14 protein-coding genes and 1 rRNA gene are annotated in these 17420 nt (G+C 30.8%); 6 read left to right on the top strand and 9 right to left on the bottom strand.

Annotated features, from left to right (window positions below; translation table 11 throughout):
• The 3 genes from rrf to ACNG5D_RS10475 all read left to right on the top strand — a co-directional run.
• A 5S ribosomal RNA gene (rrf, locus tag ACNG5D_RS10485) occupies positions 1-90 on the top strand; the annotation flags it as partial.
• 258 nt (positions 91-348) lie between these two features.
• Positions 349-2787, top strand: a complete 2439-nt coding sequence (locus ACNG5D_RS10480; protein WP_418183468.1) for a helix-turn-helix domain-containing protein — start codon at positions 349-351, stop codon at positions 2785-2787.
• Between the two features lie 142 nt (positions 2788-2929).
• The gene (locus ACNG5D_RS10475) at positions 2930-3421 is read left to right on the top strand and encodes a hypothetical protein (protein ID WP_418183467.1); all 492 of its coding nucleotides are present in this window, start codon (positions 2930-2932) and stop codon (positions 3419-3421) included.
• An 8-nt stretch (positions 3422-3429) separates the two neighbouring features.
• On the opposite strand, the gene ACNG5D_RS10470 is transcribed toward ACNG5D_RS10475, so the two are convergent.
• The 7 genes from ACNG5D_RS10470 to pepT form a co-directional block, all read right to left on the bottom strand.
• A complete protein-coding gene (locus ACNG5D_RS10470; protein ID WP_418183466.1) occupies positions 3430-3663 on the bottom strand; it encodes a DUF6095 family protein in 234 nt (77 codons plus the stop codon).
• Complete coding sequence (murQ, locus tag ACNG5D_RS10465) at positions 3653-4471, bottom strand: N-acetylmuramic acid 6-phosphate etherase (RefSeq protein WP_418183465.1); 819 nt, start codon at positions 4469-4471, stop codon at positions 3653-3655. The genes ACNG5D_RS10470 and murQ overlap by 11 nt, the downstream gene beginning before the upstream one ends.
• Before the next feature lie 158 nt (positions 4472-4629).
• Positions 4630-6840 carry an NADP-dependent isocitrate dehydrogenase gene (locus ACNG5D_RS10460; protein ID WP_418183464.1) on the bottom strand — a complete coding sequence of 737 codons (2211 nt, stop codon included), beginning with the start codon at positions 6838-6840 and terminating at the stop codon, positions 4630-4632.
• Positions 6841-7675: 835 nt separating this feature from the next.
• Positions 7676-8026: a 50S ribosomal protein L19 gene (gene rplS / locus ACNG5D_RS10455; RefSeq protein ID WP_298498001.1), complete on the bottom strand. Its 351-nt coding sequence runs from the start codon at positions 8024-8026 to the stop codon at positions 7676-7678.
• Between the two features lie 256 nt (positions 8027-8282).
• On the bottom strand, positions 8283-8771 hold the full coding sequence (locus ACNG5D_RS10450; RefSeq protein ID WP_418183463.1) for a GyrI-like domain-containing protein: 489 nt from the start codon (positions 8769-8771) through the stop codon (positions 8283-8285).
• Between the two features lies 1 nt (position 8772).
• Positions 8773-9453, bottom strand: coding sequence for a tRNA (guanosine(37)-N1)-methyltransferase TrmD (gene trmD / locus ACNG5D_RS10445; RefSeq protein WP_418183462.1), 681 nt, complete (start codon positions 9451-9453; stop codon positions 8773-8775).
• A 95-nt stretch (positions 9454-9548) separates the two neighbouring features.
• Entirely contained in the window at positions 9549-10793 is a 1245-nt protein-coding gene (pepT, locus tag ACNG5D_RS10440; protein WP_418183461.1) for a peptidase T, read from the bottom strand.
• A gap of 137 nt (positions 10794-10930) precedes the next feature.
• Between pepT and ACNG5D_RS10435 the strand changes: the two genes are divergently transcribed.
• Positions 10931-11962 (top strand): quinone-dependent dihydroorotate dehydrogenase, encoded by a 1032-nt coding sequence (locus ACNG5D_RS10435; protein ID WP_418183460.1) that lies wholly within the window; start codon positions 10931-10933, stop codon positions 11960-11962.
• 5 nt (positions 11963-11967) lie between these two features.
• Here the strand turns inward: ACNG5D_RS10435 and ACNG5D_RS10430 are convergent, their stop codons facing one another.
• Together ACNG5D_RS10430 and ACNG5D_RS10425 are read right to left on the bottom strand one after the other, a co-directional pair.
• On the bottom strand, positions 11968-13839 hold the full coding sequence (locus ACNG5D_RS10430) for a T9SS type A sorting domain-containing protein (RefSeq protein ID WP_418183459.1): 1872 nt from the start codon (positions 13837-13839) through the stop codon (positions 11968-11970).
• Between the two features lie 208 nt (positions 13840-14047).
• On the bottom strand, positions 14048-14968 hold the full coding sequence (locus ACNG5D_RS10425; RefSeq protein WP_418183458.1) for a T9SS type A sorting domain-containing protein: 921 nt from the start codon (positions 14966-14968) through the stop codon (positions 14048-14050).
• 152 nt (positions 14969-15120) lie between these two features.
• Between ACNG5D_RS10425 and ACNG5D_RS10420 the strand changes: the two genes are divergently transcribed.
• Both ACNG5D_RS10420 and ACNG5D_RS10415 read left to right on the top strand, forming a co-directional pair.
• Positions 15121-15942: a beta/alpha barrel domain-containing protein gene (locus ACNG5D_RS10420; protein WP_418183475.1), complete on the top strand. Its 822-nt coding sequence runs from the start codon at positions 15121-15123 to the stop codon at positions 15940-15942.
• A gap of 169 nt (positions 15943-16111) precedes the next feature.
• Positions 16112-17317, top strand: coding sequence for a DUF4856 domain-containing protein (locus tag ACNG5D_RS10415; RefSeq protein ID WP_418183457.1), 1206 nt, complete (start codon positions 16112-16114; stop codon positions 17315-17317).
• Positions 17318-17420: the final 103 nt, after the last annotated feature.

Raw genomic sequence — 17420 nt, 5'->3', positions numbered from 1 at the left:
GGGGCTCACCTCTTACCATTCCGAACAGAGAAGTTAAGCCCATTTGCGCCGATGGTACTACATTTGTGGGAGAGTAGGTCGTTGCCTTTTTCAATCCCGATTCTAATTTAGAGTCGGGATTTTTTTTTTGCCCTTTTTTAAATCCTTTTATATGATTTTAGAACCTATGGCTAAATAGTATCTTCTGGATACCGTATTATAGCCTTATTATTTATTTAGATTTCATTGTGTCTTACTAGGACGTGTCGTAAATTATTTAGCCTTCTATTTGATTTAAATAATTCATTTTCTCAATTTGCATATTAATATACTATTATTACTATATTGATTCCTTTAATTTATACGTTTATGACTTCTAATTATCAATTGGAACTGGCTTGGAATTTTATTAATAATACTAACCGATCTATCTTTTTAACAGGTAAAGCTGGTACTGGAAAAACAACTTTTTTGCATCGTTTAAAAAAAAGTTGTTTAAAGCGTTTAGTTGTAGTTGCCCCAACAGGCGTTGCTGCTATTAATGCTAAGGGCGTTACTATCCATTCATTTTTTCAAATGCCTTTTGGTCCTATTTTACCAGAATCAGATATTAATTCAACAAAAGGATTTAATAGAAAATTTAACAAAACCAAAATTAATATTATCAAGTCAATGGATTTATTAGTAATTGACGAGATTAGTATGGTTAGAGCCGATTTATTAGATGGTATTGATACTACTTTACGTCGTTTTAGAGATCGTAATAAGGTTTTTGGAGGAGTACAAGTTTTAATGATTGGTGATTTACAACAATTATCGCCAGTAATTAAAGAACAAGAATGGAGTTTATTAAAAAAATATTATGCAAATGGTTTCTTTTTTAGTAGCCATGCCTTTCAACAATGTAATGCTATTTCTATTGAGCTTAAACATATTTATAGGCAAGACAATCCAAAATTTATTGAAATTCTTAATGAGATAAGAAATAATAAACTAAGTCTGTCTGGCGCTTTAGAATTAAACAAACGATTTATACCTGATTTTACCCCTAAGCCCGATTCTGGTTATATATCGTTAACAACTCATAATAATAAAGCAGAGACAACTAATAAACAGGAGTTAGATAAATTAAGCTCAAAAAAAGTAATTTACCAGGCGGTTATTGATGGTAAATTTCCAGATTATGCATACCCTAACTTAGAAAAGTTGCAATTAAAGGTTGGTGCTCAGGTTATGTTTGTAAAAAATGACAGTAGTCCAGAAAAGCAATTTTTTAATGGAAAAATAGGTAAAGTTATTTTATTAGATAAAGATGAAGTCGTTGTTCATTGCCCAGATGATGATTTTAATATTATTGTTAAACCAGAAGTATGGGAGAATATCAATTATTCTATTGATAATGAAACAAAGGTTATAACCGAAGAGAAAATAGGGAGTTATACTCAAATACCTTTACGACTGGCATGGAGTATTACTATTCATAAAAGTCAAGGTTTAACGTTCGAAAAGGCTATTATTGATGCTCAAGGAGCCTTTGCGCATGGCCAAACGTATGTAGCACTTAGTCGTTGTAAATCTTTAGAAGGGTTGGTGCTTAAAAATAAAATACATTCTAAACATATTATTAGCGATAGCCATGTTACTGCTTTTAATGAATATGCAGAAAATAATGCTCCAGACGAAAAGGTGTTATTAAATTCACAAAGGCAATTTCAATTAGATTTAATTTTAGAAGTATTTTCTTTTTACCAATTTTTATATCCGATAAATCGTATTCTAGATATATTTTATAAAAATAGAACGATTATTAAAGGGGATATTGATAAAATATTTATACCAATAAAGAGTACAATTACTAATTTTTTAAAAATAGCCAATGGTTTTAATGTGCAATTGAAGCAACTTCTTGAAAGTGACCAATTACCTCAAGACAGTTTAATAATTCAAGATCGTTTTAAAAAAGGTATTGAATATTTTAAAACAGAGACTGATTCAAATATTGTTGCCCCGCTAAAAACGTTGGCTTTTACTACAGATAACCAATCTATAGGTAACGAAATAACTAAGCATTTAGATAGCTTTGAAGATTTATTATTAGTTAAGCTAAATTATTTTAAGGGATTAGCTACAGGTTTTACTACCAAAATGGTTTTAGAACTTCGAGCAAAATCGGTTTTTATAGGTAAAGAAAAACCTAAAAAGAAAAGAAAACAAGTTGTTGAGGGCACAAGTAATGTTGAGCTTTTTGAAAAGTTACGTATTCTAAGAAACAATATTGCTCAGGAGAATGATTTAATTCATTATCAGATTTTTACTCAAAAAGCATTGTATGAAATGTGCGAAAATTTGCCAACCAATAAAACAGAGTTACTTAAAATTAATGGTATGGGCAAAACACGTGTCGATAAATATGGCGTTTCAATTTTAAAAGTAATAAGACATTACTGTGATGAAAACAATATTGAAATATCAAATGAAGTTGATATTTTTAATATTGAAAAACCAAAACGTAAAAAAGGAGATACCAAAAAGGAATCCTACACTCTTTTTAAATCTGGAAAAACAGTTACCGAAATAGCCAATATTCGCGAGTTAAATATAAATACTATAATAGGGCATTTGGCTAGTTATATTCCTACTGGTGAAATTAAAATTACCGATTTAATGCCCGTTGATTTTTACGAAGAATTAAAGGTTTTAATTCCAAAAACTAAATTTGAAAACTTATCCGATTTAAAACATCAATTAGATGATAAGTATAGTTATGGTGATATACGATTGGTTTTAAATGAATTAAATTCTAAATAAACTAATACTGTTATAGAAATTCTGTATAAGTAAATTTTTTTTTAGTAGTATTAAGTAATGTATTTATTTTGTAAGGAATATTAAGTGTTTAGACTAAAAGTAATATTTATAAAATTTGAATTATTTAGTTAAATTAGTGTCTATGAACATTATTATACAATCTACTTTAAGAACACTTAAAAAATCTCAAATTTTGTTAGAACATTTATCAAATGATCAATTAAGTGATGCTTCGGTATCGCCTTATTATTCAAGTATAGGAACACACATAAGGCATATTTTAGACTTTTATGATTGTATTTTGACAGACTCTCAAGACAAAATTGATTTAACGGCAAGAAGTAGGAATAAAGCTGTAGAAGTAGATTGTTGTTGTGCTAAAGGTTACCTTAATTTAATAATTAAAAAATTAAGCAATACACCTTTTAGTATTACTGATAATGTTTTAGTTATTGATGATTTAGGCTTAGGAAAAACGGAAATTCCATATACATACGGCGCATTATTATCGCAAGCCAATAGCCATACTATCCATCATTATGCAATTATAAATTATATTTTTGACAGATTGGGTATTCATATAAATGATTCTAATTTTGGCTATAATCCTACAACACCCAAACAAGCTACCTAGATATAGTATTAATTTTTTTTGAACATACTGTTCATAATTAACCGTATGCCTTTAAAAATTAAAAAAATGGCAAAGACACAGACTAAGCAACCAACTATTAAAAGCGGAATATATAGTTTATCATTAGGTTTACTAAAAGCAAAGCTTAGCAAAACAGGCCCCATAAGTAAACTTAAAGCTGCGAATATTAATGTTTTTATTCCTTGAAAAAGAACAACTTTATTTGTTTTATTATTTTCCATTGTTATAATTTTTTATAGCGTTTCTAACACTTTTATATGTATTTAAAAGATCTAAAGCTTTCTCTTTAGATACTTCAATTTCTTTCATTATCATTTTAACCCCTCGGTCTACCAATTTATTATTACTTAGTTGCATATCTATCATTTTATTTCCTTTAACATGGCCTAGTTGTATCATGGTAGATGTTGTAATCATATTTAGTATTAGTTTTTGTGCAGTACCAGCTTTCATTCTTGAACTTCCGGTAACAAATTCTGGGCCAACTACCACATCTATAGGAAATTTTGCTGCGTTTGAAAGCGGGCTATTTTTATTACAAGAAATGCTACCTGTAGTTATATTGTTTTTATTACAAGCCTCTAGTGCAGATATAACATAAGGCGTTGTACCTGAGGCTGCTATGCCAATAACAATATCTTTTGTATTAATGTTATGTTCTAACAAATCTTTCCAACCTTGAGTTTTAGAATCTTCAGCAAATTCTACGGCTTTTCTTATAGCCGAATCACCACCTGCAATTAAGCCAACAACAAGCCCATGAGGTACTCCAAAAGTTGGAGGACATTCTGATGCATCAACAATACCTAACCTCCCGCTTGTTCCTGCACCAAGGTAAAATAGACGTCCGCCATTTTTTAAGTTTTCAACGATTTTAATTATTAGTTTTTCAATTTGAGGTATGGCTTTTTCAATAGCATTTGGTACTGTTTTATCCTCTTTGTTTATGTTGTTTAGCAATTCTAAAACACTCATTTTTTCTAAGTGATTGTGGTTAGAATCTTGTTCGGTGGTTTTAATGAAAGTCATAACTTAAATATAAGCAAATTAGATGTAAATTAAGAACAAAGCAAGCATATTACATGATAAGTTAAAAATAAAATCTTGTATGTAAAAGCTCTTTTTAAGTATAAAAAAAGCTCTAAGAAAGAGCTTTTTTATATTATTTATGAATATGTTAATTATAACTATTTTAAAATGTTATTAAAAGTTTCACTTGGCCTCATAACTTCATTTAAAAGAGTTTCATTAGGTTCGTAATAACCACCTATATTTGTTTTTTGCCCTTGAATATCGTTTAATTCTTTTACAATTTTAGCTTCGTTATCGGCTAATTGTTTTGCAATAGGTGTGAATTCGGCTTTTAAATCTTGGTCATTATCTTGATTGGCTAATTCTTGTGCCCAATACATGGCCAAGTAAAAGTGGCTACCTCTGTTATCTAACTCGCCAGATTTTCTAGAAGGTCCTTTACTGTTTTCAAGTAATTTATCAGTAGCATCATCTAGAGTTTCTCCTAATATTTTTGCTTTTGCATTATTATTTACTTGGCTAAAATGTTCTAAAGAAACAGCTAGAGCTAAAAATTCGCCTAAAGAATCCCAACGTAAGTGGTTTTCTTCAAGTAATTGTTGAACATGTTTAGGGGCAGAACCTCCAGCTCCAGTTTCAAATAATCCTCCGCCATTCATTAAAGGTACAATTGATAGCATTTTGGCACTTGTACCAACTTCTAAAATAGGAAACAAATCTGTTAAATAATCACGTAATACGTTTCCAGAAACAGAAATTGTGTCTTTTCCTTCTATAAGTCTTTCACAAGTAAATTTAGTAGCTTCAACGGGAGATAAGATTCTTAAATCTAAACCTGTTGTATCATGGTTTTTTAAATATGTATTTACTTTTTTAATAAGTTCTGCATCATGAGCTCTATTTTCGTCTAGCCAAAATACTGCTGGCGTATTAGATGCTTTTGCTCTTGTAACAGCTAGTTTAACCCAGTCTTGAATTGGAGCGTCTTTTGTTTGACACATTCTCCAAATATCACCTTCTTCAACATTATGTTCTAATAATGTGTTTCCAGAATCGTCAATAACTTTTACAGTTCCGTTTGTAGCTATTTCAAATGTTTTATCGTGAGAACCATATTCTTCAGCTTTTTGAGCCATAAGACCAACATTAGGAACCGTTCCCATAGTTGTAGGATTAAAAGCTCCATGCTCTTTACAGAAATTAATAGTAGCTGCATAAACACCAGCATAACTACTATCTGGAATTACGGCTTTTGTATCTTGAAGTTTACCTTCTGCATTCCACATTCTGCCTGATGTACGAATCATTGCTGGCATTGAAGCATCAATAATAACATCACTTGGTACGTGTAAGTTAGTAATGCCTTTATCTGAGTTTACCATAGCCATGCCAGGACCATTTTTATAAGCATCGTTTATATCTGCTTCTATAATTTTACGCTCTGCGTCTGGTAATTCTTGAATGCGTTCTAATAAATTACTTAGTCCAGAATTTACATTAACGCCTAGTTTTTTTATAGTTTCGCTATGTTTAGCAAAAACATCTTTAAAATATATTTTAACGGCATGACCAAAAATAATAGGGTCGCTTACTTTCATCATGGTGCCTTTCATGTGTAAAGAAAATAAAACACCTTGTTCTTTAGCATCGTTAACTTGTGTGTCTAAAAAGCTAACTAAAGCTTTTTTGTTCATTACAGAGGCATCAATAATTTCGTTTTTTAAGATTTTAAAAGGGGCTTTTAAAACCGTAACATTTCCATTAGTATCTGTATGTTGTATGCTTATATTGGTTTCTTCATTTAAAGTAATAGATTTTTCGTTGTGAGCAAAATCTCCATGACTCATTGTTGCTACGTGTGTTTTAGAATCGCTAGTCCACACACCCATTGAATGCGGGTTTTTCTTGGCATAATTTTTAACGGCTTTAGGTGCACGTCTGTCACTATTACCTTCTCTTAAAACAGGGTTAACGGCACTTCCTTTTATTTTGTCGTAGCGCGATTTAATATCTTTTTCTGTTGCATTTGAGGCTTCATTTGGATAATCAGGAATGTTAAAACCTTTTGCTTGTAATTCTTTAATAGCATCTTTTAATTGCGGAATTGATGCACTAATATTAGGGAGTTTTACAATGTTTGCTTCAGGTTTTTTTGCTAATTCGCCTAGTATTGCTAAATCGTCAGATACACGTTGGTCTTCATTTAAAAAATCTGGAAATACAGCTAAAATTCTTGCTGCTAAAGAAATATCTTTAGTTTCTATATTAATCCCCGAAGATTTTACAAACGCTTGTACTATTGGAAGTAAAGAGCGTGTTGCTAGAGCTGGGGCTTCATCAGTTTTTGTATAAATGATTTTAGACATTTGCGTCGTTTTTTTTGAATTAGTATTTAGTTTAGAGATGAAAACGAAAGGCTATAACGTTTTCGAGGTGCGAATATACAAAAATTGACATTTATAAATGTTGTATTGCTTATTGAAAACAAACAAAGTATTTAACTTTTAATAGAAATTCAAAATAGAAGAGTAGAAGTGATAAATTAATAAAAAACAAAAGCCATATCACTACAGAATTTAATCTATGTTGACATGGCTTTTTTGAAATAACATGACGTGACCTAATGAATATTACTATTCATATTTGTTTAAAATTTTCATCTAAACCTTTTCAGTTCAAGTTTTGCTATTTCAACGAAACATTGTTGTAATTTTCAAAATGTATTGACCTATTACTTGAATGTTTCTGTAATTGTTTTCTTGATGCTTATCGCTCCCTCATCACTTTCGTGTTAAATTTGCTATTAGCATTGCTTGCATTACAACAGTTACTTTCGTTTGTGTTGCTTTTTAAGCTTTTCATTATACTAGTTTTTATCTGTTTTCACATATAATACTTTTTATAATGTCATGGTTTTTGTTTAAAAACGCATACACGTTATTAATAAATAAAACCTCAAAAACAATTATATAAAGAACGTTACCTTATTTAGAAAGTTATGTAAATTCGTTGTTGAAGCGAAACCAATCTAGATAGATTGTCATTTTTCTTTTGTAAATATAACATCACATTTTTGTAAAAGCAATTTTTTAAACGTTTAAATATCAACTGTTTATTAACTATAGTTATTAACAAAAGTTAATAAAAAAAGCCTTGAGTTTTCTCAAGGCTTTGAATACTGCTATTGCAGAAATGCTGTTATTAACGTCTACGCTCTGTAATTCTTGCTTTTTTACCAGTAAGACCTCTAAAGTAATAGATACGAGCTCTACGCACTTTACCACGTTTGTTAACTTCTATTTTTTGTAATGCTGGTAAGTTAATTGGGAAGATACGCTCTACACCAATAGATCCAGACATTTTTCTAATTGTAAAAGTTTCTGAAGTTCCAGATCCTCTTCTTTGAATTACTGTTCCTCTAAAAAACTGAGTACGTGTTTTGTTACCCTCTTTAATTTCGTAGAATACTGTAATAGTATCACCAGCTGCAAATTCTGGTAAATCTTTTCTTGTTACAAATTCGTCTTGTACAAATTTTACTAAAGATTCCATATCTTTAAAATTTAATGTTTATTAATTCAGAACAACATTCACGATTTTCGCCAGAGGTTAACCCGAAATTGGGTGCAAAAATAAGTATTAATTACAAATCTACAATGTTTTATTTATATTTTTTTGGTGTTTCTTTTTGTTTGATTTTTTAAGTTTAAAATTATACTTAGTAATAACAAAAAGTCAGGCTATCCGCTGTATCTTTTGCTTAAAAATAAGCAAAAGGATGCCGCTTCTATCCTTAACACGGTTACTATTAAGCTTTCTTTTTAATAGGAATATAAACGTCTTCCTCAGAATCTGGATTATTATTTATGTATTTGTTCCCTAATACATTAAAGTGAGGTCTATTATCTAAAGCATATCCAGATTGAGGCATCCATTCCATAAAAATGTATCTCATAAGATCTCCAAAATTTTTAGATAAACCTCGGTATTTAAAAATAGCATATAAACCAGTTTCAATGGTTAAACCTTCCATGTGTTCTGGAATGTTATTGAAGTTTGAAACTTCTAGAGTAGCCCATTTGGTAAAAATGTTGTTTGGATTAAAATTTTTAAAATGTAATTCATCATAAATCATTACCTCATATTTATCTTGGCAAATAGCATTTTTAATTTGTTTTCGTTTAGGCATAAAATCAGAAAACAAATCAAAAGTTTTATTATTCATTAAAGACATAGAAACCGATTTGCCTACTAATTTTTTTGTTTCAATATTTTTAAATACGGGTTTAATATCCATATTAATTTTCATCCAACAAATCTGGACGTCTGTCTTTAGTTCTTAAATATGCTTGCTCTTCTCGCCACTTTTCAATTTTTGGTAAGTTACCACCAAAGAGTAACTCTGGTACTTTCCAGCCTTTGTAATCTCTAGGTTTTGTGTAAATTGGAGGCGCTAGTAAACCATCTTGAAACGAATCGGTTAGGGCAGAGGTTTCATTACCTAAAACTCCGGGTATTAATCTAATTATAGCATCGCAAAGTACAGCAGCTCCTAATTCGCCACCAGATAAAACATAGTCTCCAATAGAAATTTCGCGGGTTATAAAATGGTCTCTAACACGTTGGTCTACGCCTTTATAGTGTCCGCATAAAATCATGATATTTTCTTTTAATGAAATTTGATTGGCAATGCCTTGTTTTAAGGTTTCTCCATCAGGAGTCATATATATAACCTCGTCGTAATTACGTTCTTTTTTTAAAGCCGAAATGCATTTATCAATAGGTTCTATCATCATAACCATTCCTGCTCCACCACCAAATTGAGTATCGTCTATAGATTTGTAGTTGTCTGTTGTATAATCTCTTAAATTATGAAAGTGAACTTCTACCAAACCAGCTTCTATGGCGCGTTTTAATATGGAAGCTTCAAACGGGCTTTTAAGTAATTCTGGTAAAACGGTTATAATATCTATTCGCATGCTTAATTTTAAGTATATATAGTGATTTGTCGATTCGTTTTTATTTATAAAATAAACGAAATTAGTTTAAATTTTAATAAACTTAAGTTTAATAATTAGTTCTTAAATTTTAAGGCTGTTAGCTCTGCTATTTTGCATATTACTTCTGTAGCTTTTATCATGCTTTCAACTGGAACATATTCGTATCTCCCATGAAAATTATGTCCGCCAGCAAAAATATTAGGGCATGGTAACCCCATATAACTAAGTTGAGAGCCATCTGTTCCGCCTCGAATAGCTTTAATAAGAGGTTTTATATTAAGTTGTTTCATGGCTTCTTCTGCAATGTTAACTATATGTATTACAGGTTCAACTTTTTCGCGCATATTAAAGTATTGGTCTTTAATCGTGGTAGTAATGACTTCGCGTCCATATTGTCTATTAAGCTCGTTAGTAAGTTTTATCATAACTTCTTTTCTGGCTTCAAAATGTTCCATGTCATGATCGCGAATTATATATTGTAATGTCGTTTCTTCTACATCACCTTCCATATCATGTAAATGGAAAAAGCCTTGATAACCTTCGGTATGTTCTGGGGTTTCAAGCCTTGGTAAAGAGTTAATAAATTCTGTAGCAATGTACATAGAGTTTATCATTTTATCTTTGGCATATCCTGGATGTACTATTTTGCCTTTAATTTTAACAATAGCACCTGCGGCATTAAAGTTTTCATATTCTAATTCGCCAATTTGGCTACCGTCCATTGTGTAAGCCCAGTCTGCTCCAAATTTTTTAACATCAAATTTATGGGCGCCTCTCCCTATTTCTTCATCTGGGGTAAAACCAACTTTAATAGTTCCATGCTTTATTTCTGGGTGCTGAATTAAGTATTCCATGGCCGATACAATTTCGCAAATACCAGCTTTATCATCTGCACCAAGTAGCGTTGTGCCATCGGTTGTAATTAATGTTTGTCCTTTATAAAGTAATAAGTCCTCGAAATAATCGGGCGATAGTATTATGTTTTCTGCTTTGTTTAAAATAATATCTTCTCCGTTATAGTTTTCAATAATTTGAGGTTTAACGTTTGCACCTGTAAAATCTGGAGAGGTATCAAAATGAGATATAAAACCAATGGTTGGAACCTCGTGTTCTACATTACTAGGTAGCGTAGCCATAATGTATGCGTTTTCATCTATGGTTACATCATGTAAACCAATGGTTTTAAGCTCGTCTGCTAATTTATTGGCTAAATCCCATTGTTTTGCGGTGCTTGGTGTGGTTTCAGATGTAGCGTCAGACTCTGTATCTATGGTTACGTAGCTTGTAAAACGTTTTATTATATGTGTTTTTGAAATCATATTAAATGATATTTTCTTTGTAAGATAGTAGATAGTTTTTATTGGCTCTAAAGTACAATTATTAAGTGTTTTCAAGTTACTATAGGTTGATTTTTTATTTACAAGATTTCAACTTATTTTTGCACCAAATTATACTAATGTACAAATTACTGCTTCGCCCTATTTTTTTTTCGTTTGATCCTGAAAAAATTCATCATTTTACATTTTCATTAATTAAATTTACTTCTAAAATTCCTGGGTTTAAATCTGTATTTAGGAGTTTGTATGTTGTTGAAGATGCTAAATTAGAGCGCCAATTATTTGGCCTTACATTTAAGAATCCTGTAGGATTAGCTGCAGGGTTTGATAAAAATGCGATTTTATATAACGAGCTTGCTAATTTTGGTTTTGGTTTTATTGAAATAGGAACAGTAACCCCTAAAGGGCAATCTGGAAATCCTAAAAAAAGGCTGTTTAGATTAAAAGCAGACCAAGGTATAATAAACCGAATGGGGTTTAATAACGAAGGTTTAGAGGCTGCTATTGCCCAATTAAAAAATAATAAAGGTAAGTTAATTATTGGTGGCAATATTGGTAAAAATACCAATACAAAGCCTGAAGATTATACCAAAGATTATTTAGCATGTTTTAACGCCTTGCATCCTTATGTAGACTATTTTGTGTTAAATGTAAGTTGTCCTAATGTGGGGAGCCATGCTAAATTAAATGATAAAGATTACTTAGAAGAATTAATAGAAGCTGTACAAAAGGCTAATGAAACTTTTATAAAGCAGAAACCTATACTTTTAAAAATAGCTCCAGATTTAAACCAAAATCAATTAGATGAAATTATAGAGTTAGTAAACAATACTAAACTTGATGGTGTTATTGCCAGTAATACATCTGTAGATAGAACTGGATTAAAAACACCAAAAAAGTATCTGGAAGCTATAGGAAATGGTGGTTTAAGTGGGCAACCCGTAAAAGATAAGAGTACAAAGGTTATTAAGTACTTAGCTGAAAAAAGTAACAAAGCGTTTCCAATAATAGGTGTTGGAGGAATTCATTCTGCCAATGATGCACTTGAAAAACTAGATGCTGGTGCAGATTTGGTTCAGGTTTATACAGGTTTTATTTATGAAGGACCAAGACTTATTAAATCTATAAACAAAGCTATATTAAATAAGTAATTTGCTTATTTAATAATTTTTTTCATAACTCTTGATTTTCCTTGGTTTAGTATAAGTAAATATGTACCAGAAGATAAGTGGCTTAAGTCTATAGGATTGCTTGTTACTGTACCCGATAAAAATGGCTGACCAACTAAATTGGTAATCATGTAGCTTGATGTTGTATCTTCATCATTATCCATTATATAAAGCAGGTTGTTTTTAATTGGATTTGGATAGATGGTGTAACGTACATTAGTAATAGGCGTATGTATGGTGTTTAAAAACACATTATCTATTGCAATATCTCCTTTCCAGCTAGAACCTCTAACAGCTCTAAAACGTATTTGTATGGTTTGATTGGTGTAGGACGATAAGTTAACCGTTGTAGTTATAAAATTGTCGTTTTGGTTGTTTTGTTGGTTACCATAAAGAGGTTCAATAACATCGTTAATAAAACCAGAATCAGTTTTAATATCAACATGCAATTCGCCTATGTTTTTACCAAACATATGGTAAGAAAACTCTAGCTCACTATTTTGATAATTAACATTAATACACGGCGAAGTAAATGTAGCCACATCGCCTTGTTGCGCACCAGAAGCTTCAGCATACATGTATGTGTTTAAATGGTTTTGTGCGTTTTTATAGTTTGATGGTCCGGTTTCTTTTGATTGCGTATCGCCAAAGTTTGAATACCAATTATATCCGTTACCAGACAAATCTTTACTAGTCCACCCATGGTTATCAAGAAGGTTGAAGTTTTCAAAATCTTCATCTAGTTTATTAGTATGTGTACCTACTTTTATAAAGTTTTTATAGGTTTTTTTTATGGTTTTGTTTTTTTTAGAAACCGTTAATGTAATATCGTAAATACCAGATTTAAACGTGTGTGTAGGGTTTTTTGTTGTATAATCTATTATGCCATCATTATTTACATCCCATTGCCAAGTTGATATATTATCGCTTATACTTTCAAAATTAACGGTTAATGATTCTTCGCAGGTTTCATTTTCATTTACAGCAATATTTGCATTAAAAGAGGGGCAGGCTAAATAACTTTTACTTGTCATGTAAAAAGCATACATTCTTGCTAGTTGTTCTTCAGAAAAAAATGTTCTACATTCTTTTCTAGAATACGACATTATATTGCTAGTATCTGGTGTGTAAGTATCTCCATGTGCATCTGTTTTTGTACCAGTATAATTGCAAGCTTTATCTACTGTTGTATAGCTTAATCCAGGATCAGCAGGAGTATCACAAATGCCATCTCCATCAGTATCACAATTACTACCATCTACTAATTCTGTAGAGTTGTTATCTGGACCATGAGTATGAAGTAAAGAGAAAAAATGCCCTATTTCATGAGGAAGAGATGAACCATTTAAAGCACAATCATTATTCATAAAAACCATATCGTTTCTACCAACATTATCACTATAACCACAAATGCTTTCGTTCGATTCGTTTTTAATATTATTAATAAAGTACATGTTTATTAAACCAGGTACATAATTATTTTCAATAAAGTTACTTTCGTTACCTTTTTTAAAACTGCATAATGCATCATCATTTATATATTCTACACCATCACATATAAAAAATTCAAGAAAAGCTTCTTTGTAAATTGAGTTAAGGTTATTAAAAGTATCGTTTAATTCATTAGCATTTAATCCTCCAGAGCCATCAGAGTTTCTAACAATATAAACTTTAACAGGGATAGAGTTTATTACTGAAGTTGGTATGGTACCTTTTGATGCTAGTTTTGCGGCATAAAAATTATTTTTAAATGCTTCTAGTTGAGGCTTTAAACTATTGTAAAATTCAATTGATTTTGGAGAGGTAGTATTACCACATATAGCTTCTTTACTATTTTGAGAAAATAGTAAAGTAGACATCGATAAAAATATCGAAAATACAAGAACATTTATTTTATAGGTCAATAGATTCATTTGGGGTGAAAACATTTACAAATCAAATGTATACCGAAATGAATCTCAATTATAAAATAAACGTTATAATGTTAATATTTTCGATTATTAACGATTTAGTAACATTGGTGTTAATAAGTTTAGCAGCTCTAACTTGTTTTTAATTTTTTAATAGTTAGTTAATTAGAAGTTTTTTTGAGGCTACGCCACCATTTTTACTTTCAAATTTTAGAGCATATAATCCACTTGTTAAGTTACTTATATCTATATCTAACTGTTTAATACTTAAAATGTTTTTTATCTGTTTTACTTGCTTACCAAATACATTATAAAATGTAATTGTATGTATTTTACTATTTTGTATGTTAGAAATGCTAATGCTATTTTTAGCAGGGTTAGGGTATAGTGCTAGGTTACTAAATGCGTTAGCTTTATTGGTACTTAAAACCGATTGTAATGTAATGGTTAATTGCGCTACTTTTTCTGTGTTAAAAGGCGAAACACCTCTAATGTCAGAAATTGTTTCTTGCGGATTGGTAGCGGCATTTGTAAGCGAGTAAGTTGTGCCCTCTTCGGTTCCGGCATCATAAGGAAATAGATCTATGTTTATTTCTGGTTTCCAAGTGTTTCCTTCTCTAAGGTTTATACTATTTATAGCAACCATCCAATCTGGACTTGGGGCAATCATGGTTAACATGGTTAATAGCGAGTAATTTTCGTTAACTTCTAAGCCATTATAAACTATTGTACTAGACCCACTAGAAAGAAATAAATCGCCAGCATTAAAAAATTGCTGAGCATGATTTGCGTTAATAGCATTTTGTACATCGACACTTTGAAATGTAGAAGAATTTCCTATTTCAGCAATATTTTCTACACCAGTAGTTGCCGTACCTCCAATTTCTAGAAACGTAACATTATTATTGTGGTTAACACCAACTAAATCGGACCAGTGCGCATTGCTAGGTAGTGCATTTCCGTTGTTATGATCATTGGCATTCCAATAATTTGTAAAAGTAATGTTGTAAGTAGCCACACTTTGACTAAAAGTAATTGAATACATTAAAATAAATATAATTGTAGTAATTTTAGTCATAGTTATAATTTTTATGGATTAATAGTAATTACATATGTCGATAAAATTTTAATAAACTTACATTCTTAAAAATAGTAGTATTTTTATAAACTGAAATTTTAAAGATTAAATTGTTGAACCCAATAAAAATAATAGAATGCCCTCGAGATGCTATGCAAGGTATAAAGCAATTTATACCCACAGAGCAAAAGGTGCAATATATCCAATCTTTATTAAGAGTTGGGTTTGATACTATAGATTTTGGTAGCTTTGTATCTCCAAAAGCCATTCCGCAAATGGTTGATACAGCTCAGGTTTTATCTCAATTAGATTTAAGCAAAACAAGTAGTAAATTATTAGCAATAATAGCTAATACTCGTGGAGCTATTGATGCTTCTAAACATAAAGAAATAAATTATTTAGGGTATCCGTTTTCAATTTCAGAAAATTTTCAAATGCGTAATACACATAAAACCATTGCGCAATCTGTTGTAACTTTATCAGAAATATTAGATATAGCCTATAAAAGCAATAAAGAAGTTGTAGTATATATATCAATGGGTTTTGGTAATCCGTACGGAGACCCTTGGAATGTTGATATCGTTGGAGAATGGACCGAAAAATTAGCTAATATGGGTGTTAAAATTTTATCGTTAAGCGATACAGTAGGAACATCTAACCCAGAAAGTATAGATTACTTATTTTCAAATTTAATACCCAAATATCCCAATATAGAATTTGGTGCACATTTGCATACCACACCAACCACATGGTTTGAAAAAGTTGATGCAGCCTATAAAGCAGGTTGCTATCGTTTTGATGGCGCTATTCAAGGTTTTGGTGGCTGCCCTATGGCAAAAGATGAGCTTACAGGAAATATGCCAACCGAAAAATTATTATCCTATTTTACCTCAGTAAAAAGTAATAACCTTAATGCATTAAGTTTTGAAAGTGCTTATAACGAGGCTTCTAAGATTTTTAAAAAATTCCATTAATTAACTCTTTATTTGATAATTAAAAGCATGCTTTAAAGTTATTTTCTGTTTTTATTTAAATTTAATCTAAATAAACTTTGCCTAATTCTTTTTGAGTTTTATATTTGCAACTTCAAATTAACATTTATTTATAACAAGTCTAAATAAAAATTAAAAATTCCTAGTAAAAATGAAGAAATTAGTTTTAAGTCTTTTTGTTGTATCAGCATTATTTCAATCATGTACAAGTGATGATGATGGAGGAAACGGAGGTAACCAAGTTGTAGCTCCTGCAACGTATAGTTTTGAAAGAGATGGAGCGTCTACAGTAAGTTTTAGTGGGCAAACAACTAGAATTGAAATGGGGCATGAGTTTCTATCTGCATTAAAAGACACTTCTAAGTCTGAAGCAGATTTAGACGGTATGTTTGCGCACCAAGAAGGGAATGCAGATTTTAGTGATGCTAGTTTAAATGCATCAAATAAGAGTATAAGAAGTAAAACAGCAGCATCTTCAGATTATTTTTCGGCAAACACTACTGATGCTAATGCAATTAAAGCAGATTTCGATGCTTGGATTAAAGCTCAAGTTGAAGAAGTTTTTCCTAATTGGGATGTAGATGCAGTTGCAGGTACAGCCGGGAAAATACAAGAAGCTGGTGGTGGTTCTACACGATATGTAAACGCTAAAGGTTTAGAATTAAATCAAGCTATTAATAAAGGATTAATAGGAGCTTTAATGGTAGATCAAGCTCTTAATAATTACTTAAGCCCAGCCGTTTTAGATGCAGGAACTAATGTAGAAAATAATGATGCTGGAATTGTTGAAGAAGGTAAAACCTATACAACAATGGAGCATAAATGGGACGAGGCTTACGGGTATGTTTATGGTGTAAACGCAAATCCAGCAAACCCAAATGCAGATTTAGGAGCCGATAGTTTTTTAAATAAATACATTGGTAGAGTAGAAGGTGATGCCGATTTTGCAGGAATAGCAGACGATATTTACCAAGCTTTTAAATTAGGAAGAGCTGCAATTGTATCAGGAGATTACGATTTAAGAGATGCCCAAGCAAACATAATTAAAGAAAAATTATCTGAAGTTATTGGAATTAGAGCTGTTTATTACTTACAACAAGGAAAAGCTAATTTAGGATCGGATATGGCATCTGTATTTCATGATTTATCTGAAGGATTTGGGTTTGTTTATGGTTTGCAATTTACTAGACAACCAGGAACAACATCGCCATATTTTACTAAAACTGAAGTTGATGCTTTTGTAGAAACTTTAATGACAGGTAATGGTTTTTGGGAAGTAACATCAGAAACTTTAGATGCAATGTCTGAAGATATTTCAGCCAAATTTAACTTTACAACAGCTCAAGCTGGGAATTAAAAAGAGTTAGTTTAGTTGATTATATTTTATAAAGTAACTACTGTATTGTAAAATACAGTAGTTACTTTTTAGTAGTTTTGCAAATAATTATTTTTTATAAATT

The sequence above is a fragment of the Algibacter ulvanivorans genome, assembly GCF_048381495.1.
Lineage (GTDB): Bacteria > Bacteroidota > Bacteroidia > Flavobacteriales > Flavobacteriaceae > Algibacter_B > Algibacter_B ulvanivorans.
The sequence above is the reverse complement of the archived record's forward strand: the minus strand, read 5'-3'. Positions and strand labels throughout refer to the sequence as shown.

What these genes read in the sequence shown, in the direction of transcription:
- ACNG5D_RS10415 (WP_418183457.1), top strand. Translation starts at nt 16,112, where the DNA reads ATGAAGAAATTAGTTTTAAGTCTTTTTGTTGTATCAGCATTATTTCAA.
- ACNG5D_RS10430 (WP_418183459.1), bottom strand. Translation starts at nt 13,839, where the DNA reads ATGTCTACTTTACTATTTTCTCAAAATAGTAAAGAAGCTATATGTGGT.
- trmD (WP_418183462.1), bottom strand. Translation starts at nt 9,453, where the DNA reads ATGCGAATAGATATTATAACCGTTTTACCAGAATTACTTAAAAGCCCG.
- rplS (WP_298498001.1), bottom strand. Translation starts at nt 8,026, where the DNA reads ATGGAATCTTTAGTAAAATTTGTACAAGACGAATTTGTAACAAGAAAA.
- ACNG5D_RS10480 (WP_418183468.1), top strand. Translation starts at nt 349, where the DNA reads ATGACTTCTAATTATCAATTGGAACTGGCTTGGAATTTTATTAATAAT.
- ACNG5D_RS10420 (WP_418183475.1), top strand. Translation starts at nt 15,121, where the DNA reads ATGCAAGGTATAAAGCAATTTATACCCACAGAGCAAAAGGTGCAATAT.
- ACNG5D_RS10460 (WP_418183464.1), bottom strand. Translation starts at nt 6,840, where the DNA reads ATGTCTAAAATCATTTATACAAAAACTGATGAAGCCCCAGCTCTAGCA.
- ACNG5D_RS10435 (WP_418183460.1), top strand. Translation starts at nt 10,931, where the DNA reads ATGTACAAATTACTGCTTCGCCCTATTTTTTTTTCGTTTGATCCTGAA.
- ACNG5D_RS10475 (WP_418183467.1), top strand. Translation starts at nt 2,930, where the DNA reads ATGAACATTATTATACAATCTACTTTAAGAACACTTAAAAAATCTCAA.
- ACNG5D_RS10425 (WP_418183458.1), bottom strand. Translation starts at nt 14,968, where the DNA reads ATGACTAAAATTACTACAATTATATTTATTTTAATGTATTCAATTACT.
- pepT (WP_418183461.1), bottom strand. Translation starts at nt 10,793, where the DNA reads ATGATTTCAAAAACACATATAATAAAACGTTTTACAAGCTACGTAACC.
- murQ (WP_418183465.1), bottom strand. Translation starts at nt 4,471, where the DNA reads ATGACTTTCATTAAAACCACCGAACAAGATTCTAACCACAATCACTTA.
- ACNG5D_RS10470 (WP_418183466.1), bottom strand. Translation starts at nt 3,663, where the DNA reads ATGGAAAATAATAAAACAAATAAAGTTGTTCTTTTTCAAGGAATAAAA.
- ACNG5D_RS10450 (WP_418183463.1), bottom strand. Translation starts at nt 8,771, where the DNA reads ATGGATATTAAACCCGTATTTAAAAATATTGAAACAAAAAAATTAGTA.